The organism is Stenotrophomonas sp. (assembly GCF_032103445.1).
Lineage (GTDB): Bacteria > Pseudomonadota > Gammaproteobacteria > Xanthomonadales > Xanthomonadaceae > Stenotrophomonas.
In genome coordinates this window covers 176,939-202,523 of the sequence record NZ_DAMDFR010000001.1, presented here as the reverse complement: position 1 = coordinate 202,523, position 25,585 = coordinate 176,939, and the positions used below count along the sequence as shown (strand labels likewise).

Below are 25,585 nucleotides of genomic sequence, written 5' to 3'. Positions count from 1 at the left end.
CTCGTTCATCAGTGAGCTGGAGCATTCCAGCCAGGGTGGGGGGGGGGGGGGGGGGGGGGGGGGGGGGGGGTGGGGGGGGGGGGGGGGGGGGGGGGGGGGGCGGCGCTACCGGTGTCGCCGGTTGCCTCAAAGCTAAGAATATCTTAGTATGCAAGGCAGGGTACATCCGCCATCCTTATGGGGTCTCCATGGGGTGCGCGCGTGACTTTGTCCGTCGACTCAACACCGACCTTCGCTCGACGCCTCAAACAAGCCCGCCTGCACACGGGTTTGTCGCAGAAGGAGTTGGGCATCCGGGCCGGTCTGGATCCTCACGTGGCCAGCCCCCGAATCAACCAGTACGAGCGTGGCAAGCACGAGCCCATGCTGGAGATTGCTGAGCGGTTGGCCCAAGCGTTGGGGATCCCCGCCGCCTTCCTTTACACCGACGATGATCTGCTGGCCAAGTTGCTCCTGCGCTGGGGCTCGCTAAGCAAGCAGCAGAAGCGCGAGTTGGTGAAGCTGATCGAGGCCACGCCCGAGAAGTAAACCGAACAAGCGCTCGCCCTATGGGCAACTCTTCGCCTCAACCCGCCCTTTGGGCGCTTCTGGAGGGAGCTGCAGTGTCCGCGGCTAGTGCGACTGACAAGTCGCGACATCTCAGGCTTACTTGAGATTTTGTTCACGACCGATACACACGCGCCTTGTCTAAAGTGATATACCATGTCGCCCGTGTCAGCCTCCTCACTTCTACTGCGACTGTTCCTGATCGCCATGCTCGTGCTTAACGGCGCGTGGTCGGCGTTTGCGTCCGTCAGTATGAACCCGGTCATGGAAGAGCAGGCCAGCGAAGTGGCTGCCGCGGTGCAAGTCGACGAAGACTGCTTCGCCCATCACAGTGCTGAGCATCATCCCGATGCCACATCGATTGAAAAGGCTGGCACTGGGCATGGCGACCATGCCGGTCCCGACTGTTGCAAGTCTTCTGCGTGCCGGTGCGCCTGCGTACACGCTTGCGCGAGCGCACTTCCTGCGCGCCTGCATGTTTCGGTGCAACTGGCCTTGGGCCTGGATGTCATGCCGCTGCCCCTAGGGCATGCGGCACCTGCCTTGCCTCATCTGATCCGACCACCGATCGGCTAAGCGTCCCTAGGCGCCGCAATGGCGCCGTTGGTGTGGCTTGCATGCCTGTTTAGGCCAGCCGCCCGCTCTGTACCACCGCCCGCCGGTGGCAACACGACGCTTGGAGCATTTTCATGTCGCATGATGATTTTCGTGGTCCACGCGGTGGACCGCTGCTGCCTTCGCGGCGGCGATTTGTCCAAGGCTTGGCCTTGGGAGGCGCAGTCGCAGGATTAGGTTTCTGGCCCAAAGCCAGTTGGGCGCTCAAGGGGCCGGGACAACCCAACGTACTATCGGGCACTGAGTTTGACCTGACCATTGGCGAGACGCCGATGAACTTCACCGGCAAGACCCGCACCGCGATCACGGTCAACGGGTCCGTTCCGGCGCCGTTGCTGCGGTGGCGGGAAGGCACCACGGTCAACTTGCGCGTCTCCAATGCATTGCCCGCTAACTCCATCCATGGCGCGGACACCTCCATCCATTGGCACGGCATCATTTTGCCGGCCAACATGGACGGCGTGCCGGGTCTGAGCTTTGACGGTATCGGACGTGGTGAGACCTACCACTACCGGTTCACCCTGCATCAGGGCGGAACCTACTGGTACCACAGCCACTCAGGGTTCCAGGAACAAGCCGGGCTCTATGGCCCGATCGTCATCGACCCATTGGAGCCGGAGCCCTTCAGTTTCGATCGCGACTACGTCGTGATGCTGAGCGATTGGACAGACCTGGACCCGACGGCCCTGTTCGATCGTTTGAAGAAGATGCCGGGCCATGACAATTACTACAAGCGCACGGTCGGCGATTTTGCGCGCGATGTGAAGCGCAACGGCCTGTCGGCCACGTTGGAAGATCGCAAGATGTGGGGCGTGATGCGGATGACGCCCACGGACCTGTCCGACGTCAACGCCAACACCTACACCTACCTGATGAACGGCACGACCTCACTGGGCAACTGGACCGGTTTGTTCCGCAGTGGCGAGAAGGTGCGCCTGCGTTTCATCAATGGCTCTGCCATGACGTACTTCGATGTGCGTATTCCGGGGCTGAAGATGACCGTGGTGGCGGCAGATGGCTTGTATGTCCATCCGGTTTCCGTCGACGAGTTCCGCATCGCGGTAGCAGAAACCTTCGATGTGATCGTGGAGCCCTCCGGGCAGGACGCATTCACCATCTTTGCCCAAGACTCCGGTCGCACCGGCTACATCAGCGGCACGCTCGCTGTGCGCGAAGGATTACGCGCGCCCGTTCCGTCTGTGGATCCCCGGCCGCTGCTGACGATGGCAGACATGGGCATGGATCATGGGTCGATGGATATGTCTGGCGGCAGCAAGGGCATGGAAGGCGGCTGTGGTGCGGCCATGGGCATGCCTGGCATGACCCCACCTGTCAGCGGTAACGCGACCTCGGCCCATGCAGGCCATGCGATGCCCGCCGCCGGCGATGGTGCCATGGCAGGCATGCAGCACGGGGGCATGCAATCACACCCTGCTAGCGAGACCAACAATCCCCTGTTGGACAACCAAGCCATGAGCGTGAGTTCGCGCTTGGATGATCCGGGCAATGGCCTGCGCGATAACGGCCGTCATGTGCTGACGTATTCCATGCTCAAGAGCACCTTTGAAGACCCTGACGGACGCGACCCCGGTCGCGAGATCGAGCTGCATCTGACCGGACACATGGAGAAATTCTCCTGGGGCTTCAACGGTCAGAAGTTTTCCGATGTCGAGCCGCTGCGGCTGAACTACGGCGAGCGTATGCGCATCGTATTGGTTAACGACACGATGATGACCCATCCCATCCATTTGCACGGCATGTGGAGTGACGTGGAGGACGACAACGGCAACTTCATGGTGCGCAAGCACACGGTGGATATGCCGCCAGGTAGCCGACGCACGTATCGCGTGCGTGCCGATGCGTTGGGCAGCTGGGCGTTCCATTGCCACCTGCTTTATCACATGGAAGCCGGAATGATGCGCACGGTGAGGGTCGACGAATGAACATCAATAGACGCGATACCACCCTGACTGCGCTGACGGCTATCTCGCTGGCCCTGGCCAATGCGGCCAGCGCCCAATCTATGCAGCACGGCTCCATGCAGATGGAGCAGGGCGCGCAGACCCAGACTCAGGATCACTCTGCACATCAGGCGCCGACATCAAAACCTGCGCCAGCCCAAAAGCCTGCAACACCGGCCAAGACGAGCGAAGCGACGATCGATCATGCGGCGATGGGCCACGCCGAGCCGCAGGCTAACGCAGCCGAGCCTGCCATGCAGGGCATGGACCATTCGCAGATGGGGCACGGCTCGCCCGCGAGCACACCTGCGGCGCCCACAGCGCAGGCGCAGTCGATGCAGGGCATGGATCACAGTCAGATGGCACAGCCCGCTGCAGCCGACACCTCCGGCACGGCCACGCCTGCGATGCAGGGGATGGACCATTCGCAGATGGGCCATGATTCGCCCGCGCCCGCTACACCAGAAGCGGGAATGCAATCGATGGAGGGCATGGACCACAGTCAGATGGGACACGGGCCTGCAGCGCCAACGCAGCCGCGCACCCCGATTCCCGCGGTGACGGACGCGGATCGCAAGGCGGCCATCGCGCCGGAACACGCGCATCCGGTGCATGACAACTCGATCAAGAGCTACGTGCTGCTCAATCGCCTGGAAACCTGGGATGCCGATCCGGGCACCGGGCTGGGCTGGGAGGGCCAGGGCTGGATCGGTACGGACCTCAATCGCGTCTGGCTCCGCAGTGAAGGCGAACGCACGGATGGTCAGACCGAGTCGGCTGATCTGGAAGTGCTTTACGGCCGCAGTATCTCCACGTGGTGGGATGTGGTGGCCGGTGTGCGTCATGACTTCAAGCCTGGGGCATCGCAGAACTTCGCCGCTATCGGTGTACAGGGCTTGGCGCCGATGAAGTTCGAAGTGTCCGCCACAGCCTATCTCGGCGAAGGGGGCCAGACTGCCGCCAATGTCGAGGCCGAGTACGAGTTGCTGCTAACCAACCGGCTGATCTTGCAGCCGCTGGTGGAAGTCACCGCCTATGGCAAGAACGATCCATTGCGCGGGATAGGTTCGGGTCTGAGTGCCGCTGAGGCGGGGCTACGACTTCGCTATGAGTTCACCCGAAAGTTCGCTCCCTACATCGGCGTGGTGTACGAGCGCGCGTTTGGCAATACCGCAGACATGCGACGCGAGCATGGCGAGTCCTTTGAAGACACGCGCTTGGTCATCGGCCTTCGTACCTGGTTCTAAGGGGAACTGACAATGAAATCCAACAAAAAGATGTGGGTATGGCTCGGTGCCGGCGTGGCATTGGTTGCGGTGGTCGCAACCGCCACGGTCTCTCTGGGCGTGTACAACGTGGCCGCCGACGATCCGCATAGTCGCCCGGTGTATGCGCTACTTGAAACGGCGCGCGAGCGTTCCATTGAGGTGCGCGCCGCCAAGCTTCAGCTACCCACGAACCTTGATGATCCTGAGCGTATCCGCCAGGGTGCGGGCAACTACAACGCCATGTGCGTGACCTGCCATCTTTCACCAGACGCGGCGGCCACCGAGATGAGCAAGGGCCTGTACCCCGCGCCACCGAACCTAAGCAAACAGCCGGTCGCTCCAGCTGAGGCGTTCTGGGTGATCAAGCACGGCATCAAGGCCAGCGGCATGCCCGCTTGGGGCGGCAGCATGGACGATGAGTTCATATGGAACATGTCGGCCTTCCTGCAGAAGTTGCCCACGCTGGACGCGACTGCGTACAAGGAACTTGTCGACAGCAGCGAGGGCCATTCGCATGGCGGCGGCGAGACGCAAGGCCATCATGACGACGAAAAGGCCGAGGATCACCCTGCCTTATTCGAGCCGGGCAACAACTCCATGCCGCATGCGCACCCGCCGGGCGTGGACGACGATCACCACGGCCCGACACCCAGCGACACGGAAGTCGGGTTGGTGAGCCACGGCCATCCCGACGGCAAGGTGGAGTCGCACCCTGCACCACACACGCCCGTGGCCGATGACGGCCATGCGCACACCCATTGATCTCCTTGGAGCCCACGCAATGAACGCAACAGCAATCTCGTTCACCCTCGCACTGGCACTGGCCGTCGTGTCCCCCGCAATGGCGCAGGCGACACAGCCGCACGCACATCACCCCGCTGCCGCGGCATCTGCGGACGTCGACGTCCCAGTCACTGCAGAGGCCGCGGTCGCCGTAGCGGAGCGTTTCAACAGGGCCCTGTCTAGCGGCGATCTGGCCACGGTCGAAGCCCTGCTCGCTGCCGACGTTCTCATCCTCGAGTCCGGGGGCGCCGAACGCAGCCGCGAGGAATACATGGGCCATCACGCAGTCAGCGATGCGGCGTTCCTCAAGGGCGCCCATCGCCAGCTGCTCCGTCAGCGCGCACGAGCCGCTGGCGAGTTCGCGTGGGTCGGAACCGAAAGCGAGTTGCATGCCCAGAAGGACGGCCAGCCACTGACCGTCCAGAGCGCCGAGACGATGGTGCTGAAGGAGACCGCGGACGGCTGGCGGATCGTCCACATCCACTGGTCCTCGCGGACCAAGCGCTGAGTCGAGAGATTGAAATGACTACGCTCACATTGCACCGTCTGACTTTTGTGGTCCTTGCCGTGGCTGGTCTGGGTGCTTGCACCCAGGATGCTTCATCCGCGCAACCCACAACCTCGCCCTCCGCACAGGTTGTCGTCCAATCAGCCGACGCGACTCCAGCAGCCCTGCCACGCATGACCGTCCACAAGACCCCGACCTGCGGGTGCTGCGGTGTCTGGATCGACCACGTGCAGAAGGCGGGATTCACCGTGGATGTGCACGACATGGATGACCTGGGTCTGGTCAAGGAGCGGTTGGGTGTCCCCTATGCAAAGGGCTCCTGCCACACGGCCGAGATCGGCGGATACGTCATCGAAGGCCACGTTCCGGCCGCGGACATCAAGCGTCTCCTCGAAGAAAAGCCGAACGCACGCGGCCTGGTCCTCCCAGGGATGCCGCTTGGTTCTCCGGGCATGGAGGTCCCGGAGGGACGCCAGCAGCCGTTCACGGTCGAGCTGATCCATCGCGACGGAACCACTGAACCGTTCGCACAGCACTGATCCGTCGCAGCAACAGGGGACGGTGTTGCGGGCGCGCCGATTCTCGCCCGCGAGGAAGAAGGAGAACTACATGACTCACCATTCCGCAGCACACCGGCCCCAGGCCATGAACGAGTGCATCGACAACTGCACGCAATGCCATGCGATCTGCCTGGAGACCATCAACTACTGCCTGACCAAAGGAGGTGTTCACGCGGCCCCGGAGCACATCGCCCTGTTGGCGACGTGTGCCGATACCTGCGCAACCAGTGCCGACGCGATGCTGCGCGGTGCCAGCGTTCACGACGTGGTTTGCGGTGCCTGCGCGGAGATCTGCCGCCAGTGCGCCGATGCATGCGACGCCATGAACGACCCTGAGATGACGCGCTGCGCCGAAGTTTGTCGCCGCTGCGCGGAAAGCTGCAGCGCCATGGCAGCGTAATGCGTCGAGGATCCCGCCTGAGCCGGTGGGATCCTCGTCTCGCGAAAGCGGAAGTATCAAGAAAATCCGACAAATCGTGGTTTCAGTGACAGTCCGACATCTAACGCTTGTCGCATCGAACACAGCGCGGCCCCTCCCGAACGGGCTTTGCATCACATTCCAATGAGGATTTATCCATATGAAGTCGTCCAACGTCATTCGCTCCTTCGCGCTCGTCCTCGCAATCGCGGCCGGGCAGTTTTCGCTGCAGGTCGCGCACGCCCACGCCGCGCTGCAGCAGTCCACACCGGCGGCAAATGCGGTGGTGGCCTCGCCAGGCCAGATCGATCTCGTGTTCAACGAGACATTGATTCCGCGGGCGTCGCGTCTCAAGTTGCTCATGAAGCACGGCAGTTCCACCATGCCGATCGAGAATTTCACGACCGAGATCGTCAACAACGGCAAGACCCTGCGTGCCAAGTTGCCTGGACCGCTGGCTCCGGGCGTCTATACCGTGGAATACCGCGCCGTCGGTGGTGACAACCACCCCATGCCGGGCAGCTTCAGCTTCACAGTGCGCTGAGGAGTCGCGAATGTTCGACCTGTCGGCTTATGCACTGAGATTCTTGGAATACCTTGTCATCATGGTTCTTTTCGGGGTTCCACTCTTCGGTTGGTACGGGTCGCGTCGATCGGCACTCGCCGACGCCTTGGCCGGGTGGTCACTCATGGGCGTTCTATTGGCGGGTGCCGTAGCCGGTCTCGTGCTCACCGGGCTCGATGTCGTCTTCAAGACCGCGGGCATCATGGGAATGCCGCTTGCCGAGGTTGATCGCGCATCGCTTGGCTGGTATCTGCTCGAGACGTCCGCGGGCCGGGCAGCCATGGCGAGAGGCGCGCTGCTGGTCGCGCTGCTGGTCGCCCTGATGTTCGTGCTCGGATGGCATCGTCGCCGCGGGAAGGTGGAGACCGCCTTCCCGCTGGGGGCGATGCTGGCGGGCGGCGCACTCGCTTCGCTGGCATGGAACGGCCACGCCGCCGCTGGCGAGGGCTTGGCAGGCGCGGTCCGGCTTGCTGCAGGCATCGTCCATCTTCTCGCGGCAGGCGGCTGGATCGCAGCGGTCCTGATGTTCCTTGCCATGCTGCTGCGCGGCAAAGAGACGAACGGCAGCGGGCGTCTGCGATCAACGCATGACTTTCTGCATGGTTTTTCGACGCTGGGAACGATCTTCGTTGGTGCGCTCATCGTGTCCGGCATCGCGCACTACGGGGATCTCACCGCGTGGTCGTTTTCGGCCCTGTTCCAGAGCACCTACGGGAAGTTGCTGCTTTTCAAACTGGCCCTGTTCGCTGGAATGCTGGGTTTGGGAGCGCTGCACCGATGGACGCTGGTGCCGCGCTTGGAACGAGCGCTGACCAGCGGAGATCCCGCGCAGGAGGTGCGGGCTTTGCGGCAGAGTGTTACGGCTGAGGCCGCGCTGGCCATCTTGATCCTGATTGTTGTTTCAGTGCTCGGGACGCTCAGCCCCGAATAGCTGTGTAACCCGCAATGGCACACTGCCTTGGCAGTCCATCCCCACTAAAGCGAGCATCGGCATGAACTCACCGTCGTCCCATGACCATCACCATTCTGCAGGCGCAGCCCCTGTCGAGGCTGCGGATGGACGGGTCATCACCAATCCCGTCCGCTATACGGACGATGCTCCCCAGCAAGTTGAAGTGACCGCCCCAGCAGCGGTGGCCCAACCCAGCGGTACCCACGCCACGGTCTACACCTGCCCGATGCATCCGCAGATTCGTCAGCCAGGTCCCGGCACCTGTCCGATCTGCGGCATGGCGCTGGAGCCGGAGATGCCCTCGCTGGAGGAGGACGACAATCCAGAGTTACGCGATTTCACCCGAAGGTTCTGGTGGACGTTGCCTTTGACGTTGATCGTCCTGGTCTTGGCCATGCTGGGACACCGTCTGCCCGGCTTGTCCACGCAGGCGCGCACCTGGATTGAGCTCGTGCTGAGCGCCCCGGTGGTGCTCTGGGCGGGGTGGCCTTTCTTTGAGCGCTGCCTACAGTCCATCGGCAATCGCAGCCCCAACATGTGGACGCTGATCGGCATCGGCGTGGCCGCCGCGTTTGGCTACAGCGTGGTGGCCACCGTGGCACCGGACCTGTTTCCGGACTCTTTCCGCGAGCATGGACGGGTAGGGGTCTACTTCGAGGCGGCAGCGGTCATCGTCTCGCTCACCCTGCTCGGACAGCTGCTGGAACTGCGGGCGCGTTCCAAAACCTCGGCGGCCATCAAGTCCCTGCTGGGATTGGCGCCCAAGACGGCTCGCCGCGTCAAACCCGATGGGGGCGAAGAGGACGTTGCGCTGGATCACGTGCACGTGGGTGATCTGCTTCGCGTACGACCGGGCGAGAAGGTGCCGGTCGATGGGGAAGTCATCGAAGGCCGCGCCAGTGTCGATGAGTCGATGCTGACCGGTGAACCCATTCCGGTGGAGAAGGCTGTCGGTGATCACGTTATAGGCGCCACGCTCAACGGGACGGGCGCCTTAGTCATCCGGGCGGACAAAGTCGGATCCGGGACGGTACTGGCGCAGATTGTGCAGTTGGTAGCCCAAGCCCAGCGCTCCCGCGCGCCGATGCAGCGTATGGCGGACAAGGTGGCGTACTGGTTTGTCCTGGCCGTGCTGGCCACGGCGGTGCTCACGTTCTTCGGATGGGGTCTGTTTGGACCCGAACCGTCCTGGACCTTTGCCGTCCTCAATGCCGTATCGGTTCTGATCATTGCTTGCCCGTGTGCCTTGGGTTTGGCTACCCCCATGTCGATCATGGTCGCCACTGGCCGCGCTGCGCAGGTCGGGGTCCTGTTCCGCGATGCTCAGGCGATCGAGCAGCTACGTCTGATCGACACGTTGATCGTGGACAAGACCGGTACGTTGACCGAGGGGCGTCCAGCCTTTCGCGACACGCTCTCCAACGCCGGCTTCGACGCCGATCAGATCCTTTGTTTGGCCGGCAGCTTGGAGCAGGGCAGTGAGCACCCCTTGGCCGAGGCCATCGTGGCTGAAGCCCAGCGACGTGGCTTGAACCTGGTGGCCGCCCAAGATTTTGATTCGCTCACCGGCCAAGGCGTCCGCGGGCGCGTGTCCGATCAGGATGTCGTGCTCGGCAACCAAAGCCTGATGGCGTCGGTTGGCGCCGATGTAGCACCTTTGCAAAGCAGCGCCGAGCGTCTTCGGAAAGAAGGCGCTAGCGTGATGTTCCTGGCGGTCAATGGTCGGTTGGCCGGCGCCATTGCGGTGGCTGATCCCATCAAAGCCACGACCTTGCCTGCCTTGAACCTGCTACGTGCCGATGGCCTGCACGTGGTGATGGCCTCCGGTGACGCACAGGCGACGGCCGAGGCCGTGGGGCGCACGCTGGGCATCGAGGATGTGCGTGGTGGCGTCAAGCCGCAGGACAAGGCCGACCTGGTCCAGCAACTCAAAGCCCAGGGTCGTCGCGTGGCCATGGCTGGCGATGGCATCAACGATGCGCCGGCCCTGGCGGCAGCCGATGTGGGCATCGCGATGGGGACGGGCACGGATGTGGCCATGTCCAGCGCCCAGCTCACCCTGGTCAAGGGTGATTTGAGGCGCATCGTGCAAGCCCGTGCCATCTCGTCTTTGACGGTGGCCAATATGAAGCAGAACCTGGGCTTCGCCTTCGTCTACAACGCCATCGGCGTGCCTATCGCCGCCGGCTTGCTGTATCCCAGCTTCGGCCTTTTGCTCAGTCCGATGATGGCGGCCCTGGCCATGAGCCTGAGCTCGGTTTCGGTGGTCACCAATGCCCTGCGTTTGTCCGGCTCCACCGTTGTTGCCACCCCCCACCCTGACCGCGCCGATGAGCCTGCGCGCGGCCATTCCTGTCACTGATGGCTCATATCCCACAAGGAGTACTGCAATGAAGCGTTATGCCTCCCTCTCGATGATGGCCTTGTTCCTGATGGCGGGCGCGGCCTTCGCCGGCGGCCAGACCACCACGCCCACCACCGACCACGGTCAGCACAAGCCGGCGGCGGCCGATGCCGATTTCACCAAGCTCGATGCCAACAAGGACGGCTCGCTGTCCAAGGAAGAACTGGCCAAGCACAAGCTGGCGCCGCACTTTGGCATGCTCGATAGCAACAAAGATGGCAAGCTGAGCCCGCAGGAATTCGCTGCCGGCAAGGGTATGTAAGTGTTCTCAGCCCGGGAGCTGTTCCAACAGTTCCCGGGTTCTTCCGCCGTTCTGCCATTCCCACGGAGATTGTTATGTCCTCTTCGCTCGGTACGCACGAAAACGCGCAAGACCCGCAGTCCCAGCACGCAAAACCGCACGCCTCACACCAACCTGCCCACCAGGCACAACAAGGGCATCAAGGCCATTACGGCCGCCTGTTGTTGATGATGGGCCTGTCTTTCGTGGCCATGTACGCATTGATGTACGCAATGGTCGATCAGTGGGCTAACGTCTATAACAACGTGAACCAGTTCTACATGGCGGGCCTGATGGCCGCTCCCATGCTGCTGATCGAGCAGTGGCTAATGTCCAGCATGTACCCCGATCGCCGACGCAATCTGATTCTGGCTGGTCTGACGGTGGCGTTCATGCTGTTCTGCTGGTGGGGCATTCGCACTCAAGCAGCGGTCACTGACAAGCAGTTCATCCGTTCGATGATTCCCCACCACGCTGGCGCCATCCTGATGTGTGAGGAGAATCGTCTGAAGGATCCTGAGTTGGTGAAGCTCTGCCAGGACATTATTACCTCGCAGACACAGGAGATCGCGCAAATGAAGCAGTTGCTGGCTGAGCGTTCCCGTTAGCTCACTGCCTTTTGCCAGCCGATATCACTTCACTGAGCCTGCGCACTGACCATTCGGTGGATCAAACGCGCGGCCACACGTGCGGTGGCTTGATCCGGATCCAGGGGCGGACACAGTTCCGCCACGTCGACCACACGTACCTTGCCCGAGGCCATGACCAGATCCAGCAGGGCTTCCAGGACCTCCAGACTCACCCCGCGTGGGTTGGGGGCGCTCACGCCCGGGGCCACCACCATTGAGTACGCCGGCAAGATCACCAGCGGCTTGGGTAGCTACACCCAGTGGCGTGGCTTGGGCTCACTGCGTATGGGCAAGAACCGTTGGACCGGCGTCTATTCGACGCAGTACATCGGCAGCGCGGACGACATCATCGCCGTGCCCGACACGATCGGCTCGCATGTGTCCAGCGTGGTGTACCACAGCCTGCAACTGAGCTACGGCATCAAGAAGAAATGGGATATCTCCGCCGGCGTTGAAAAAGTGCTCGATAAGAAGGCGCCGTTCGTGAAGAACAACCCCAACACCGACACCGACACCATGACGTACGACTTGCTGGGTCGTCGCTGGAATGTCCGCTTTGGTTACCACTGGTAAGCCACGATCACGAGGAGCTACACATCATGAGAAACACGCAACTATCCGCCACACTACTGCTGTTCGCTGTGGCCGGCAGTGCCGGTGCGCACGACCTGTTTGTCGCTTTCTCCAAGCCTGGCACCGCAGCGGGCGAGGCGAACACCGCCTTGGTGAACAACGGCACCTTCGATGAAAGTGCTGGCGCAGTCACCCGAGCGCGTCTACAGGACGTTTCGCTGAGCCAGGACGGTGCCAAGGCCGCCCCGGACCTGGCCAGTTGGAAAGAGATCGGCAAGCAAAGCCAACTCACCGTCCATCCGGCGGGCGAGGGCACCTATCTGCTGGGTGTCTCGACGATGGCTTCCACCAGCACACGTACGGCCAGCGAGTTGGGCAAGTACCTGGAGCTGGAAGACTTGCCCGATACGCTGGCCACCTATGACGCAAGCAAGTTCCCCAAAGGGGTCACCTATAGCTATACCAAGCATGCCCGTGCCATTGGACAGGTGGGCACGAAACTGACCGACGACTTCGCTGCCTCGCTGGGCTATCCGTTGGAGATCCGCTTGACCCGCAATCCTGGAAGCGTGAAGGTCGGCGATCAGCTGTCGTTCCAAGTGCTGCAGCAGGGCACGCCAGTGCCCAACCTACGCGTGTACGTCGGTCATCGTGCTGATGCACCGGTCAAGGGCGGGCACGGTAGCGCTACGCTCCTGCGCGCCGATGCCCAAGGCCAAGCCAGTTTCCAGGTGACCACCGCCAAGACCTGGTACATCCACACCAATCACATGGTGCCCTCTACACAAAAGGCTTTGGATTTTGTGTCGGATCGGGCGTCGCTGAGCTTTGAGATTTCCCCGCACGCCGGGCACTGACAAGTAGGCACGTAGGCGGTACTCTCCCCTTTGACGCCAGTCATGACTTCTTCCATGACTCGCGTCTTTTTGTGGGGACGGACCTCAGGTGCTCAGTCTGTCTCTCATTGGTCGCCCCGCGCCGCGCGCAATCCACGTCGCCGCACCAGATAGAACGCTGCGGGAATCACCACCATAGAGAGCACCGGTGCGGTGAGCATGCCACCCAGCATCGGCGCGGCGATACGTTGCATGACCTCCGAGCCGGCACCGGCACCAACGAACAGCGGAAACAACCCGGCCAGGATGACGGCTACCGTCATCGCCTTCGGGCGCACCCGCTGCACGGCACCTTCGTAGATAGCCTCTTGCAGGGTAGACACATCTTCCGGCGCACCGCTGGCCAAGCGCTGCTCCCAAGCATGACGCAGGTACAGCAACATGATGACGCCGAACTCAGCCGCAACGCCACCCAGGGCGATGAATCCGATCATGCTGGCCACCGAAATCGCATGGCCCAGCCCCCAGATCAACCAGAAACCGCCCACCAACGCCAAGGGCAAGCTGAGCAGGATGATGGATACATCGCTGAGCCGGCGAAACACCATCCAGATGACCAGGAAGATGATCGCCAACGCCGCGGGCACCACCCATTGCAGGCGTGCCAAAGCCCGTTGCAGATACTCGTACTGCCCCGACCACGCCAGACCATAGCCGGCAGGCAAACTCACCTGGGTCTGCACCGCGGCTTGCAGGTCCTGGACCACCGATCCCAAGTCGCGATCGGCCACATCCACGTAGATGTAGCCCACCAACCGGCCGTTATCGCTCTTGAGCATCGGCGGGCCTGGGCTGATTGACAGCTCCGCCACCTGGCTCAAGGTCAGTTGCACACCGCCTGGCGCGATCAGCGGCAGATCCTGCAAGGCCTGCAACGAGTCACGCTGGCCACGGGGGTAGCGCAAGACGATGGGATAGCGTTCGCGCCCCTCGATCGTTTCCCCGATTGGATCACCGCCAACGACCGTGGCAATCAGTTGCTGGAGTTGGCCTTGAGTGAATCCGTAACGTGCAGCGATTTCCGGGCGCACCTGTACATCGACATAGCGCCCACCCGTGACGCGTTCGGCCAGTGCCGAACTCACGCCGGGCACAGTCTTGGCCACCTGCTCGATCTGCTGGCTCAGGCGCTCGATCTGCTCCACATCGGGTCCGGAGACCTTGATCCCAATCGGGCTCTTGATGCCGGTGGCCAACATATCGATGCGATTGCGAATGGGCGGGACCCATAGGTTGGTCAGACCGGGAATCTTGACCGCTGCGTCCAACTCCTGGCGTAGCTTCTGGGGGGTCATGCCCGGGCGCCATTGATCCCGCGGCTTGAAGGTCACGGTGGTCTCAAACATTTCGATCGGTGCCGGATCGGTCGCACTTTCGGCACGGCCCGCCTTGCCGAACACGTGCTCAACCTCCGGTACGGTCTTGATCATCCGGCCCGAGAGCTGGAGCAACTGACGGGCCTTGTCGGCGGACAGGCCGGGCAGGGCCGTGGGCATGTACAACAGGCTGCCTTCTTCCAAGGGCGGCATGAACTCACTGCCCAACCGGCTAAAGGGGATCAAGGTGAGCACTAGCAGCAGGCCGCTGAGCAGCAAGGTGACACCGGGATGTTTGAGGACCCACAGCAGGATGGGCCGATAGCCAGCGATCAGGATGCGATTGATGGGGTTCTGCTGTTCCGGGCGGATGCGGCCGCGGATCAGGTAGCCCATCAAGACGGGGATCAAGGTCACCGACAACCCTGCTGCGGCGGCCATCGCGTAGGTCTTGGTGTAGGCCAGAGGCGAGAACAATCGCCCTTCCTGCGCCTGCAGGGCAAAAACCGGCACGAAAGACAGGGTGATGACCAGCAAGCTGGCGAACAGGGCCGGTCCGACCTCGGCCGCCGAGCGGGCCATCAGCTGCCAGCGCTCCTCACCCTGAGGTTCCCGGCCGTGCGCCTCCCGCCAGTGCTCCAGATGCTTGTGTGCATTTTCGATCATCACCACCGCTGCATCGACCATCGCACCAATGGCGATGGCGATGCCGCCTAATGACAGCAAGTTGGCGGAGATCCCCTGGGCGTGCATCACGATGAAGGCCGCCAGGATACCCAAAGGCAGGGTGATGACGGCCACCAACGCCGAGCGTAGGTGCCACAGGAACAGCAGGCATACCAGCGCTACGACCAGAAACTCTTCGCCAAGCTTGTGGGTGAGGTTGCGTACCGCATCCTGGATCAGCTCGGAGCGGTCGTACACCGGCACCACTTCCACGCCCTCGGGCAAGCTGGATTGCAACGCCTGCAGTCGCGCTTTGACGTTCCGAATGGCCCCCAAGGCATCCTTGCCGGTCCGCAGGACGATCACGCCGCCGGCCACCTCACCTTGACCATCCAACTCTGCGATACCACGACGGAAGACCGGCCCGCGACTGATCGTGGCCACCTCGCCGAGCAGGACGGGGATGCCGTCGTTGCCGGTTACCGGCACCTGTTCGAACGCCTCCTGTGTGCGCAGGTAGCCTTCGCTGCGCACCATCAGTTCGGCTTCGCCTTGTTCGATCACCGAGCCCCCGGTAGCGCCGTTGGCCGCATCCACCGCCTCGATGAGCTCGGCCACCGTCAGTCCACGGGCCGCCAACGCCTGCGGATCGGGCTGGATCTGCCAGGCGCGCACCGCACCGCCCACACTGGCTACTTCAGCCACGTCCGGCACGGTTTTTAGCTCATAACGAAGAAACCAGTCCTGCAACGCACGCAGCTGCCCCACATCACGTTGACCTGTCCGATCCACCAAGGCGTACTGGTAGATCCAGCCCAGTCCTGTCGCATCAGGACCCAGCGCCGGATTCACATTCGGCGGAAGTCGATCGCGTACCTGGCTCAAGTACTCGAGCACTCGAGAGCGCGCCCAGTAAAGATCAGTGGCATCGTCAAACAGGATGTAGACGAATGAATCACCGAAGAAGGAGAAGCCGCGTACCGCCTTCACGCCCGGCACGGACAACATCGTGGTGGCCAACGGGTAGGTGACCTGGTCTTCGATGATGCGCGGGGTTTGCCCCGCCCATTGCGTGCGGATGATGACCTGGGTATCGGACAGGTCCGGCAGCGCATCCAGCGGCGTGTTCTTTACCGACCAGATACCGACCACCGCCAGCAGCGCGGCGGCAACCAGCACCAGCACGCGATTGGCGATGCAAGCATGGATCAGGCGCGCGATCATGGTGTGCCCTCCATCGCTTCGGACATGACCTCGCTTGCCTGGCAATCAGCGGCTGCGGCGGGGCCGAACTTGGGTACCAACTGCATATCCATGAACGGTGACTTGCCCGGCTTGTCGAAATGCTTCTCCGGCACCATCGGGTCATACCAGTACTGCACCGGGCAGCGCGGCGGCGTAGAGGTGGAGGTGTCTGGCGCGACAGGCGCCGGCTGTCTGGACGGTGACGGCACGACAGTGCGTGGTTCGTGCCCGGCGTCATGGCGCTCGTGCACACCTGATGCGCTGGCAGGGCGTGTCGGTTGTGCAGCACCCAGGCGCTCCAACGCACCGGAGAGACTGGCTTCGGAGTCGAGCAAGAACTGACCCGAGACGACCACGCGTTCACCACCGGCCAAGCCTGCCACGATCTGCGTGCGCCCTAGCACGCTACGTCCCACACTCACCCGCACTGGCCGGAAGCTCCCGTCCGGATCCTGCACGATGACCCGGCTGTCCCGCCCGGTGGCGATCAGCGCCTCCGTGGGAACGACTGGCAGGGCCTGCTCGGCGTCGGGCTGCACCAGAACCTCGGCGAACATGCCCGGCACCAGCCGACGCTGCGGGTTGCGCAGCACAATTCGCGCCCGCTGCGTGCGACTAGCCATGTCGACCTGGGGAAGCAACGCCTGGATCTGTCCGGCAAAGCGCTCTGCCGGCCAGGCACTGACCGTGGCCTGCACTGAGGTCCCCGGCCGCAAGGTGCCCAGCGCTGCCTGGGGTACCGAGGCCTCCAGCCACAACGTGTCCAGCCCATTGATCTTGAACAGTGGCGTACCGGGCATCACCGTCTGTCCCTCGCGTGCCAGGATCTCGGTCACGACACCACTGTGGTCTGCGCTAAGCACGACGCCACTTCTGGCCGAGGCGCCAGAAGGAACACCCAACGAACGCAACCGTTGTTGCGCCGCACCCTGCAGCTCACGCGCGCCCGCGGACTGAGCTTGGCTCATGGCATGTGCTTCGGCGATGGCCGCGTTCCATGCCGGGGCCTGCACGGTGGCCAGCGTTTGACCACGACGAACCTCGGTAAACGGCGCCTTTACCTGCACGTGGGTGATCAAGCCTTCCATGCGCGCACTGATCACGCTTTCCTGGGTCAGATCCCACGTCAGTGTGCCCGGCACGCGTACGGCAGTCCCTAGTAACTCTACCGTCACTTCCTGAGTGCGTATGCCCACGTTCTGCTGCAGGCGCGGATCGATCTGCGTTCCGCCCCCTATGGCCTCATCTGCGTATTTGGGCAGCAACTCCATATCCATGAACGGAGATTTGCCCGGCTTGTCGAATCGCTGCTCCGGCGCCATGGGGTCGTACCAGTACAGCACCTTGCGTGCTTGATCTGCGACGCTCGTGCCGGGGGGCGGGGTGGTATCAGAGGTTCGAGTCATCCAGGCGTAGCCGCCGGCAAAGCCGAGCGCCAGCAACCCGAGGGCCACGGCGAGCTGTGTGAGACGCGTCTTGGTCGGGCTCATGGCGTGTTCTCCTCATGGGGTAGCAGATAGGCCAGTGCCGCCCAGGCACGGCCCTGTTCGCCCAGCAGACGGGCGTTCTCCAGGTGCAATTCGATCTCATCGCGCCGCGCTTCCAGCCACGGCTGCAGGTCGGCACCGGCGCCGTAGGCGGCCAACGCCGTGCGTGCACGATCGCGCGCCAAAGGCAGGCTCTGCGTGTTCTGGCGCTCCAACTGGCCGGTTAACCCGCGCCATCGCGCTATCGCGCGTTGCACCGACTCGGCTTGGATGCGCCGGGCCTCATCGCGCTCTGCGGACACCGCCTCCAGCTCGGCCCGCCGTGCCGCGATGCCTCGTGCTTGGCGGTTCTTCTGGAACAGCGGCAGGCCCACACCCACTTCCACCATGAGCATGTCGCTGCGCGCCATGCCGTCGGGTGCGCGCTCGCGACGTCCGTAGGTGAGCTCCACACTCCAATCCGGGCGGGTTTCGGCCACGGCCGCATCCACCTGGGCCTGGGCTAAGCTCTCGCGTGCCTCCCAGCCCAGTAGTGGCGTGTGTTGGTCCAGTTTGGCCAGCAGTTGGGTGGGCTCCAATGGCAACTGCGAAAAATCCGGTGCCGCACCACTGGCCAAGATCGCCTCTGGTGCAATACCCAACCACCGCGCCAGGCCGGCCTGCGCGGCGGCGTGCTCCGCATGTACCTGCTCCAGGCGATTGTCCAACTGCAGTAGGGCGGCCTGGGCGGCAAGCACATCACTGGCCCCGGCCGTGCCGCCTGCCAAGCGAGCACGCGCCGCACGCTCGGCTATACGGGCCGGCTCGCGCAGACCTTCCAACGCATCTACGGCTTGCTGCGTACTCCACAGCTCGATCCAGGCCAGCGCGGCCGCTTGGGCCACCATCTGCTGTTCGGCCATCGACAGTGAGCGCGCTTGCGCCAGCGTCGCTTGCGCCAACGCGTGCTCGGCACGTCGTTTCGCACGCGCAGGAAACTCCTGCATCAGACCGATTTGCTGGGTGGTCATCTCATCGGCCCGCAAGCTGAAGGCATCGGGTCCGCTGACCGGCCAGTTCGCCAGCCCCACGATCAAACGTGGGTCGGGAAGCGCGCCAGCACGCGCGGCTTCTTCGGTACTGGCATCGATCTGCGATCGGCGCACCTGCAGGGTTGGGGCGTTAGCAAGCGCCCGTTGTAGGGCTTCTGTGTAGCTGATCGGGATAGCGGGCGATGCCGCCAGCACAGGACCACTGAGCGCCAGGGCAAACACGAACCCACACGCCATCTTGCGCCTTGCACGCAAGAAGAAAGACATCTCCATAAGACCTCCGGGAAACGACAACGAGCGCGCTGCAACGCATGCAGCACGAGCACGGGTCAATCCAGGAGGGGGCTTAAATCAGCAGGCTACAGAAGCGCTGCAGGGGAGGCGGATCGGACACGCACACCGGAACATCCCGATAGAACTGCGCGTGTACCGGTGGCAACAGAGCCTGCACCAGCGCGAAGGCGGCCAGCGCGGGCTGGTAAGGCACTTGAGGGGCCTTCGCATCGGCCGTGGCGATGTGATCGCGCTGGCAATGCTGGTCGCACAACGCCGGAGCATCGGGATCCGGCGTGGACATCTCTTCGCAACCGACCATCAGGGTCGCTTGTCCAGCTTCCACCGATTCCAGCGGACAGGCGTAAGCCACCAGCGCGAGTTGCTGCAGCAGCAGCGCCCACAGTCCCAGCCATGCCAGTCGGGCACGAGAACGGGGTCGCCGCCATCGCCTCAGCAGCCTCACCATGACAGCTCCCGCACGCCCGAAGCAGCGCCTGCGGACGCTGGGCAGATCAGGGCAGGGGACGTGCGAGCTCTCATGATGGCCAGTCTAGCCCTCTTGGGGCCGACTGTCATTGATCAGGATCAAGCCCTCGCGCGGACTCAGCGGTGGCATCCGCCGCAGCAGGAGGATGCGGCCGGGGCGGCCGGCGTACCAGCCTCAGAAAGGAGCACGGCGGCGATCACATAGCCTTGCCGCTGGATGGCCTCAACCGCCTGTTCTACGGCAAGCAGGCCCTCGACCTTGACCACGCCACTGCCCAGATCGACGACCACCTGGGCGTGGGAGCGGCCGCGGTGGGGCAGGGACCTCCGCCACGCAATCGCAGGCGGGATCGGTGGGATGAGGCTGCAGACAGAGCTCGGAACGACCGCCGCAGCAATCGTCCAGCAGGAAGGCCAGCAAACCATGCATGCCGTCCAGGCAGGCGCGATAGCGCACGAAGCGGCCTTCGCGGGTGCCGCAGATCAATCCGCCTCGGCTCAGCACGGCCAGATGGTTGGACAAGGTGTTGTGCCGCATTCCCATCATGTCGGTCAGGACACCGGCGGTCAGTCCTTCCGGCTCGTGGTTCACCAGCGTGCGGAAGATCACAAGACGTGCGCCGTTGCTCAGTGCCGACAGTGCATCCAGCGCATGGTCGATCGACATCGATGCGCTGAGTGAGCGCCGTTCGAAGTAATCAAAATCCAAGACGCGTTGGGGCTGGGCCATCACGGTGCTCCGATTGCACAAGATGTCGACATGTCGAGATATATCGACATGACGAAATGGTGGGCCCTCTATGTGACACCGTGATGACACACACCTATTCAGTTATCGATCAACGTCGCTCACAAAAAATCCCGCGGGAGCGGGACGTTGAGGGGAGCAAGCTGGCACGGTTGGCAACAGGGGTCAGCTACCTGTCCTGGTGGTCTGCGCAATAGGCAGTGACCTGCCTCACCGCCTCGCGGGCGTAACGCGTGACCCCAATCAGCGTGGCAGAGGCCATGCCGTTCCAATCCCCGTATCCCAATAACCAAACCGAGGGCACCGCCAACGCGCGCAGGCCGCTGCCGTCGACCTCCACCTGGCCCTGCGGGGTTACAAGGTCCAGGCCCTTCAGGTGCGACAACGCCGGGCGGAAGCCGGTGCACCAGATCACTGCATCGAACGCCCGCTCGGTGCCGTCGGCCCATTGCATGCCGGTGGGGGAGAAGCGGGCCGGCGGTGGGACTGCGGCGAGCACCCCGCGCGCCCGCGCGTCGAGCACCGGCGGCACCATGACGATGTCGCCGAAACCGCCTGGTGGCAGGTCAGGCTCCCGGCCTTCCTGCTGCGCCTTCCATCGCTCAGTCGCGCGTTCGAACAGCACGCGGCCGTCGACGTCATCGGCCAGGAACGCCGGTTCGTGCTGTGTGATCCAGGTGGTTTCCGCCACCGTCGATACTTCGGCCAGAATCTGCGCACCGGAATTGCCACCACCGATGATGGCCACCCGCATTCCGGCGAACGGCGCAGGGGTGCTGTAGTGAGCGGAGTGCAGCTGGATCCCCGCAAATGACTCCAACCCTTGGTACTCAGGCGTGTAGGCTTCCCCCCATGTTCCGGTGGCGCTGATCACCGCCCGCGCCAACCATTGCCGACCGTCCCTGGCCACCACCCGCAGACGCTCGCCAAAGTGGCTGACTCGTTGCACGCGGATAGGGCGAAGAACGGGCAGCGCATATTTTTGTTCGTACTGCGCCAGATAAGCGAGCACTTCGGCACGCGCAGGGTAGGGGCCTTGGCTGGCGGGCATGGGCCATCCGGGAATGGAGCTCCAGCCCGCCGGGGAAAACAGATGCAGCGAGTGCCAGGCATGCTGCCATGCGCCGCCGGGCGACGCTTCCGCATCGAGAATTACATAGGACAGCCCGCTGCGGCGCAGGAAATAGCCGGCAGAAAGACCCGATTGGCCACCTCCGATTACCACCACATCGACGCTGTCCATCTGTGCTCCCTCGCGCCGCCTCACTCAGGCGGCATTCTTTCTCTGCTGTTGATCGGAGATCTTGAGTGCATCCAGGTAGCGCTCCGCATCCAGTGCAGCCATGCAGCCGAAGCCGGCCGAGGTGATGGCCTGGCGGTAGTGCTGGTCGGCCACGTCGCCGGCGGCGAACACACCTTCCACCGAGGTCTGGGTGGCGTTGCCGCCCAGGCCCGAGCGGATGTCCAGGTAGCCGTTGTTCATGGTCAGCTGGCCGTCGAACAGGCTGGTGTTGGGGTGGTGGCCGATGGCCACGAAGAAGCCGTGTGCCTCGATGTCGCGGGTGCTGCCGTCCAGGGTGGACTTGACCCGCACGCCGGTGACGCCGGCTTCATTGCCCAACACTTCGTCCACCTGGTGGTGCCACACGGTTTCGATCTTGCCGTGGGCGACCTTGGCGAACAGCTTATCCTGCATGATCTTTTCCGCCTTCAGGGTGTCGCGGCGGTGGACCAGGTAGACCTTGCGGGCGATGTTGGACAGGTACAGGGCCTCTTCCACGGCGGTGTTGCCGCCGCCCACCACGACCACGTCCTGGTCACGGTAGAAGAAGCCGTCGCAGGTGGCGCAGGCGGAGACGCCGCGGCCCTTGAATTCCTCTTCGGTCGGAATGCCCAGGTACTTGGCGGTGGCGCCGGTGGCAATGATCAGCGCGTCGCAGGTGTACTCGGCGCTGTCGCCGATCAGCTTGAACGGGCGCTGGGTCACATCCGCGGTGTGGATGTGGTCGAAGATCACTTCGGTCTCGAAGCGCTCAGCGTGGGCCTGCATGCGCGCCATCAGGTCCGGGCCCATCAGGCCGTGGGCGTCGCCCGGCCAGTTGTCCACTTCGGTGGTGGTCATGAGCTGGCCGCCCTGCTGAAGACCGGTGATCACCACCGGGTTCAGGTTGGCGCGGGCGGCGTAGACCGCTGCCGTCCAGCCGGCCGGGCCGGAACCGAGGATCAACAGCGGGATGTGTCGGGTCGTGCTCATAACTCAATGACTCCGTGCGTCGGCAGGAAAGTAGCGCTTGCCCAGCCGCAGGGCGACATGGACCAACAGGATCAGCACCGGCACCTCCACCAGCGGTCCGATGACCGCAGCGAAGGCGACCGGCGAAGCCAGACCAAAGGCGGCGATGGCGACGGCGATGGCCAGCTCGAAGTTGTTGCCAGCAGCAGTGAAGGCGATCGCGGTCGTGCGCGGGTAGTCCTTCGCAATGAACTTGCCCATGAAGAAGCTCAGCACGAACTGAATGATGAAATAGAGCGTCAGCGGGATCGCGATGCGCACTGCATCCATCGGGATGCGCAGCACATCGCCCCCCTTCAGGCTGAACATGGCAACGATCGTGAACAGCAACGCCGCCAGCGTGATCGGACTGATCGCTGGCAGGAACTTCTCTTCATACCAACGCACGCCTTTGCGCGCCTTGAGCCAGCGGCTGGTGAGGAACCCTGCGAGGAAGGGGATGCCCAGATAAATCAGCACCGCCTCGGCAATGGTCCAGAAGCTGACGTCGATCACGCTGCCCTGCAGGCCGAACACCGGCGGCAGCCACGACAGGAAGAACCACGCGTACACACTGAACAACGCGATCTGGAAGATCGAGTTGAAGGCCACCAGCCCGGCCACATACTGCCCATCACCGCGGGCGAGCTGATTCCAGACCAGCACCATAGCGATACAGCGTGCCAGGCCAATCAGGATCAGGCCAGTCATGTACTCAGGGTAGTCGCGCAGGAACAGCACCGCCAGGCCGAACATCAGGAACGGACCGATGATCCAGTTCTGCACCAGCGAGAGCATCAGCACGCGCTTGTCGGCAAACACCTTGGGCAGCTCTTCGTACTTCACCTTGGCCAGCGGCGGATACATCATCAGGATCAGGCCAATGGCGATCGGGATGTTGGTCGATCCAATCGACAGGCTGTGAAGCGCGCTGGGGACGCCTTCGAACATCGCGCCCAAGCCGACGCCAAGGGCCATCGCCAAGAAAATCCAGAGCGTAAGGTACCGGTCCAGGAAGGACAGGCGGGGGGAATCAGTAGTCATGGCAGGTCTCGGAAAAGCGGTTAGTCGATCTGCGCGATCGGGTCGAGGCGAGCCTTCAGCGCTGCGCGGTCGTCCCAGGCGCTGTCAGGAATCTCCAGGAAGGCCTGCAGGCGTCGCTTGATGGTCTGATGGGCACGGTCAAAGGCTTCTGCCTTCTGCGCATCCGAACCTTCCACGCCGGCCGGGTCGAACAGGCCCCAATGCACGCGAACGAAGTCACCAAACACCACCGGGCACGCCTCGGCGGCCGCGCTGTCACACACGGTGACGATCAGATCCATGGCAGCGGCATCGGCTTCGGCAAATTCGTCCCAGAACTTGCTGCGCATGCCCTCGACGGGGAAGCCTTCGCGCTCCAGCTGGGCAATGGCAAAGGGATTGACGCGACCGGCCGGCTGGCTGCCCGCACTGAAGGAGAGATAGCGGCCTTCGCCCCATTTTTTAAGGGTCGATTCGGCAAGCACGCTGCGGGCGGAGTTGCCAGTACACAAGAACAGAACACGACGGGTCATTTGAGCGATCTCTAGGAGGGGGGGAGGTCAGCAGCCAGCAGGACGTTCGCAGGCCTGTTCGTCGGCGCAGCAGTTTTCGGTCAGGTAGGCAACCAGCGAGCTCATCGCCTCGAACTCGGCGCGGTAGCAGATGGTGCGACCGCGCTGCTCGGCGGTGATCAGGCCAGCGGCCAGCAACTCCTTCAGATGGAAGGAGAGGGTGGCACCGGGAAGGGAGAGGGACTGGGCGATATCGCCGGCCAGCTTGCCGCCACTTCCGGCTTGGACCAGCAGGCGGAAGATGGAAAGCCGGGTGGCGTGACCCAGGGCGGCCAGGGCGTGAGTTGCGTTTTTATGTTCCATGATTCTAGAATAGTCGAATCGAATAGGCAGGACAACCCCCCATGCAACACCTTCCCAATGTCGTCCCGGGCGCCTTGAACCCTCCGGTGGCCGAAAAGCTGAGCGAGCCCAATGCCGCGCCGCACCGGCCCCGCATCCTGATCTTGTACGGTTCCCTGCGCCCGCAGTCGTTCAGCCGCAAGCTGGCTTTGGAGGCGCAGCGGTTGCTGGAACATCTGGGCGCAGAGACCCGAGTGTTTGATCCGCATGAGCTGCCGATGCTCGATTCGGTGCCCGCCTCCCACCCCAAGGTGCAGGAGCTGCGCCAAGCCTCGTTGTGGTCCGAGGGGCACGTGTGGGTCAGCCCGGAGCGGCATGGGACGCTGACTGCCGTGTTCAAGAACCAGATTGACTGGCTACCGCTGGAAGAGGGCAGCGTACGCCCGACCCAAGGTCGCACGCTGGCAGTGATGCAGGTCTGCGGTGGCTCCCAGTCCTTCAACGTGGTCAACGCGTTGCGCGTTCTCGGCCGCTGGATGCGGATGGTCACGATTCCGAACCAGTCCTCGGTGGCCAAGGCCTGGCAGGAGTTCGATGACGAGGGGCGCATGAAGCCTTCCGCCTACTACGATCGCGTCGTGGATGTGATGGAAGAGCTGGTCAAGTTCACCCTCCTGGTGCGTGGACGCAGTGACTACCTGGTTGATCGCTACAGCGAACGAAAGGGGGCTGTCGAAGCGGCCGCGCTGACTGCCGCGGCCGGTGTCGTCGAGACCGCATTGAATGAAAAGGAGAACGCATGAACGCTGTCATCTATCACAACCCCAAGTGCGGCACCTCGCGGAACACCTTGGCTTTAATTCGCCACGCCGGCATTGAGCCTGAAGTCATTGAGTACCTGGTCAACCCACCCAGCCGAACGCGGCTTGTCGAGCTGATTGCCGCCGCCGGATTGGATGTTCGCGGTGCAATCCGCCAGAAAGGCACACCCTATCTGGAACTGGGGCTGCACGATCCCGCGTTGAGCGAGGACGCACTGCTGGATGCCATGCTGGCCAATCCTATTCTCATCAATCGCCCCTTCGTCCAGACCACCATGGGCACGCGCCTGTGCCGGCCTTCTGAGGTGGTTCTGGACATCCTGCCAGCAGTGCACGAGCCCTTTACCAAGGAAGATGGCGAAGTGGTGATCGATCAGGACGGCAAGCGCGTCCGCTGAGTTG

The 25,585-nt window shown here is 63.2% G+C and carries 28 protein-coding genes; 17 read left to right on the top strand and 11 right to left on the bottom strand.

The genetic code is table 11. The annotated features are described in order from the left end of the window. Window positions 1–177: 177 nt before the first annotated feature. From RT551_RS00855 to RT551_RS00795, 13 genes are all read left to right on the top strand, one after another. Window positions 178–528, top strand: a complete 351-nt coding sequence (locus RT551_RS00855; protein ID WP_043033515.1) for a helix-turn-helix transcriptional regulator — start codon at window positions 178–180, stop codon at window positions 526–528. 174 nt (window positions 529–702) lie between these two features. After that, window positions 703–1,122, top strand: a complete 420-nt coding sequence (gene copL, locus RT551_RS00850; protein WP_012480218.1) for a transcriptional regulator CopL — start codon at window positions 703–705, stop codon at window positions 1,120–1,122. A 113-nt stretch (window positions 1,123–1,235) separates the two neighbouring features. After that, window positions 1,236–3,104, top strand: coding sequence for a copper resistance system multicopper oxidase (locus RT551_RS00845; protein WP_012480217.1), 1,869 nt, complete (start codon window positions 1,236–1,238; stop codon window positions 3,102–3,104). Beyond that, window positions 3,101–4,369 (top strand): copper-binding protein CopB, encoded by a 1,269-nt coding sequence (locus tag RT551_RS00840; protein WP_005413421.1) that lies wholly within the window; start codon window positions 3,101–3,103, stop codon window positions 4,367–4,369. Before RT551_RS00845 ends, RT551_RS00840 begins: the two co-directional genes overlap by 4 nt. Window positions 4,370–4,381: 12 nt before the next feature. Beyond that, window positions 4,382–5,152, top strand: a complete 771-nt coding sequence (locus tag RT551_RS00835; RefSeq protein ID WP_012480216.1) for a cytochrome c — start codon at window positions 4,382–4,384, stop codon at window positions 5,150–5,152. A gap of 19 nt (window positions 5,153–5,171) precedes the next feature. Continuing rightward, window positions 5,172–5,681 carry a nuclear transport factor 2 family protein gene (locus RT551_RS00830; RefSeq protein ID WP_012480215.1) on the top strand — a complete coding sequence of 170 codons (510 nt, stop codon included), beginning with the start codon at window positions 5,172–5,174 and terminating at the stop codon, window positions 5,679–5,681. A 173-nt stretch (window positions 5,682–5,854) separates the two neighbouring features. After that, the gene (locus RT551_RS00825; RefSeq protein WP_019184727.1) at window positions 5,855–6,220 is read left to right on the top strand and encodes a DUF411 domain-containing protein; all 366 of its coding nucleotides are present in this window, start codon (window positions 5,855–5,857) and stop codon (window positions 6,218–6,220) included. Between the two features lie 70 nt (window positions 6,221–6,290). After that, complete coding sequence (locus RT551_RS00820) at window positions 6,291–6,641, top strand: four-helix bundle copper-binding protein (protein WP_012480213.1); 351 nt, start codon at window positions 6,291–6,293, stop codon at window positions 6,639–6,641. 178 nt (window positions 6,642–6,819) lie between these two features. Continuing rightward, window positions 6,820–7,203 carry a copper homeostasis periplasmic binding protein CopC gene (copC, locus tag RT551_RS00815; protein ID WP_005413416.1) on the top strand — a complete coding sequence of 128 codons (384 nt, stop codon included), beginning with the start codon at window positions 6,820–6,822 and terminating at the stop codon, window positions 7,201–7,203. A gap of 10 nt (window positions 7,204–7,213) precedes the next feature. Continuing rightward, a complete protein-coding gene (copD, locus tag RT551_RS00810; protein WP_012480212.1) occupies window positions 7,214–8,155 on the top strand; it encodes a copper homeostasis membrane protein CopD in 942 nt (313 codons plus the stop codon). A 61-nt stretch (window positions 8,156–8,216) separates the two neighbouring features. Next, the gene (locus RT551_RS00805; RefSeq protein WP_219625521.1) at window positions 8,217–10,538 is read left to right on the top strand and encodes a copper-translocating P-type ATPase; all 2,322 of its coding nucleotides are present in this window, start codon (window positions 8,217–8,219) and stop codon (window positions 10,536–10,538) included. A 28-nt stretch (window positions 10,539–10,566) separates the two neighbouring features. Continuing rightward, on the top strand, window positions 10,567–10,842 hold the full coding sequence (locus tag RT551_RS00800; protein ID WP_005413412.1) for a hypothetical protein: 276 nt from the start codon (window positions 10,567–10,569) through the stop codon (window positions 10,840–10,842). A 74-nt stretch (window positions 10,843–10,916) separates the two neighbouring features. Continuing rightward, window positions 10,917–11,468: a DUF305 domain-containing protein gene (locus RT551_RS00795; RefSeq protein WP_313455026.1), complete on the top strand. Its 552-nt coding sequence runs from the start codon at window positions 10,917–10,919 to the stop codon at window positions 11,466–11,468. 29 nt (window positions 11,469–11,497) lie between these two features. Here RT551_RS00795 and RT551_RS00790 read toward each other — a convergent pair whose 3' ends face one another. Beyond that, window positions 11,498–11,686, bottom strand: coding sequence for an arginase family protein (locus RT551_RS00790; RefSeq protein ID WP_187756563.1), 189 nt, complete (start codon window positions 11,684–11,686; stop codon window positions 11,498–11,500). Between the two features lie 88 nt (window positions 11,687–11,774). On the opposite strand from RT551_RS00790, the gene RT551_RS00785 reads away from it, so the two are divergent. Continuing rightward, window positions 11,775–12,062 carry a TonB-dependent receptor gene (locus RT551_RS00785; RefSeq protein WP_313455025.1) on the top strand — a complete coding sequence of 96 codons (288 nt, stop codon included), beginning with the start codon at window positions 11,775–11,777 and terminating at the stop codon, window positions 12,060–12,062. A 68-nt stretch (window positions 12,063–12,130) separates the two neighbouring features. Beyond that, window positions 12,131–12,919, top strand: coding sequence for a DUF4198 domain-containing protein (locus RT551_RS00780; RefSeq protein WP_313455024.1), 789 nt, complete (start codon window positions 12,131–12,133; stop codon window positions 12,917–12,919). Window positions 12,920–13,023: 104 nt separating this feature from the next. Here RT551_RS00780 and RT551_RS00775 read toward each other — a convergent pair whose 3' ends face one another. The 10 genes from RT551_RS00775 to RT551_RS00730 form a co-directional block, all read right to left on the bottom strand. Then, a complete protein-coding gene (locus tag RT551_RS00775) occupies window positions 13,024–16,164 on the bottom strand; it encodes a CusA/CzcA family heavy metal efflux RND transporter (RefSeq protein ID WP_005413407.1) in 3,141 nt (1,046 codons plus the stop codon). Beyond that, the gene (locus RT551_RS00770; protein ID WP_012480209.1) at window positions 16,161–17,675 is read right to left on the bottom strand and encodes an efflux RND transporter periplasmic adaptor subunit; all 1,515 of its coding nucleotides are present in this window, start codon (window positions 17,673–17,675) and stop codon (window positions 16,161–16,163) included. The genes RT551_RS00775 and RT551_RS00770 overlap by 4 nt, the downstream gene beginning before the upstream one ends. Further along, window positions 17,672–18,970: a TolC family protein gene (locus RT551_RS00765; protein WP_024957398.1), complete on the bottom strand. Its 1,299-nt coding sequence runs from the start codon at window positions 18,968–18,970 to the stop codon at window positions 17,672–17,674. The genes RT551_RS00770 and RT551_RS00765 overlap by 4 nt, the downstream gene beginning before the upstream one ends. A gap of 79 nt (window positions 18,971–19,049) precedes the next feature. Next, on the bottom strand, window positions 19,050–19,445 hold the full coding sequence (locus tag RT551_RS00760; protein ID WP_012480207.1) for a hypothetical protein: 396 nt from the start codon (window positions 19,443–19,445) through the stop codon (window positions 19,050–19,052). A gap of 243 nt (window positions 19,446–19,688) precedes the next feature. Continuing rightward, complete coding sequence (locus RT551_RS00755; protein WP_197599508.1) at window positions 19,689–20,195, bottom strand: helix-turn-helix transcriptional regulator; 507 nt, start codon at window positions 20,193–20,195, stop codon at window positions 19,689–19,691. Between the two features lie 187 nt (window positions 20,196–20,382). Next, window positions 20,383–21,456, bottom strand: coding sequence for an ArsO family NAD(P)H-dependent flavin-containing monooxygenase (locus RT551_RS00750; protein ID WP_026070021.1), 1,074 nt, complete (start codon window positions 21,454–21,456; stop codon window positions 20,383–20,385). Window positions 21,457–21,480: 24 nt separating this feature from the next. After that, window positions 21,481–22,467: a thioredoxin-disulfide reductase gene (trxB, locus tag RT551_RS00745; RefSeq protein WP_012480204.1), complete on the bottom strand. Its 987-nt coding sequence runs from the start codon at window positions 22,465–22,467 to the stop codon at window positions 21,481–21,483. 3 nt (window positions 22,468–22,470) lie between these two features. Next, window positions 22,471–23,529, bottom strand: coding sequence for an ACR3 family arsenite efflux transporter (gene arsB, locus RT551_RS00740; RefSeq protein ID WP_012480203.1), 1,059 nt, complete (start codon window positions 23,527–23,529; stop codon window positions 22,471–22,473). A 20-nt stretch (window positions 23,530–23,549) separates the two neighbouring features. Then, a complete protein-coding gene (locus RT551_RS00735; protein ID WP_012480202.1) occupies window positions 23,550–24,041 on the bottom strand; it encodes an arsenate reductase ArsC in 492 nt (163 codons plus the stop codon). Between the two features lie 27 nt (window positions 24,042–24,068). Next, window positions 24,069–24,383 carry a metalloregulator ArsR/SmtB family transcription factor gene (locus RT551_RS00730; RefSeq protein ID WP_012480201.1) on the bottom strand — a complete coding sequence of 105 codons (315 nt, stop codon included), beginning with the start codon at window positions 24,381–24,383 and terminating at the stop codon, window positions 24,069–24,071. A gap of 41 nt (window positions 24,384–24,424) precedes the next feature. On the opposite strand from RT551_RS00730, the gene arsH reads away from it, so the two are divergent. Both arsH and arsC read left to right on the top strand, forming a co-directional pair. Then, on the top strand, window positions 24,425–25,165 hold the full coding sequence (gene arsH, locus RT551_RS00725) for an arsenical resistance protein ArsH (RefSeq protein WP_012480200.1): 741 nt from the start codon (window positions 24,425–24,427) through the stop codon (window positions 25,163–25,165). Beyond that, window positions 25,162–25,581, top strand: a complete 420-nt coding sequence (arsC, locus tag RT551_RS00720; protein ID WP_019186247.1) for an arsenate reductase (glutaredoxin) — start codon at window positions 25,162–25,164, stop codon at window positions 25,579–25,581. The genes arsH and arsC overlap by 4 nt, the downstream gene beginning before the upstream one ends. Window positions 25,582–25,585 lie beyond the last annotated feature (4 nt).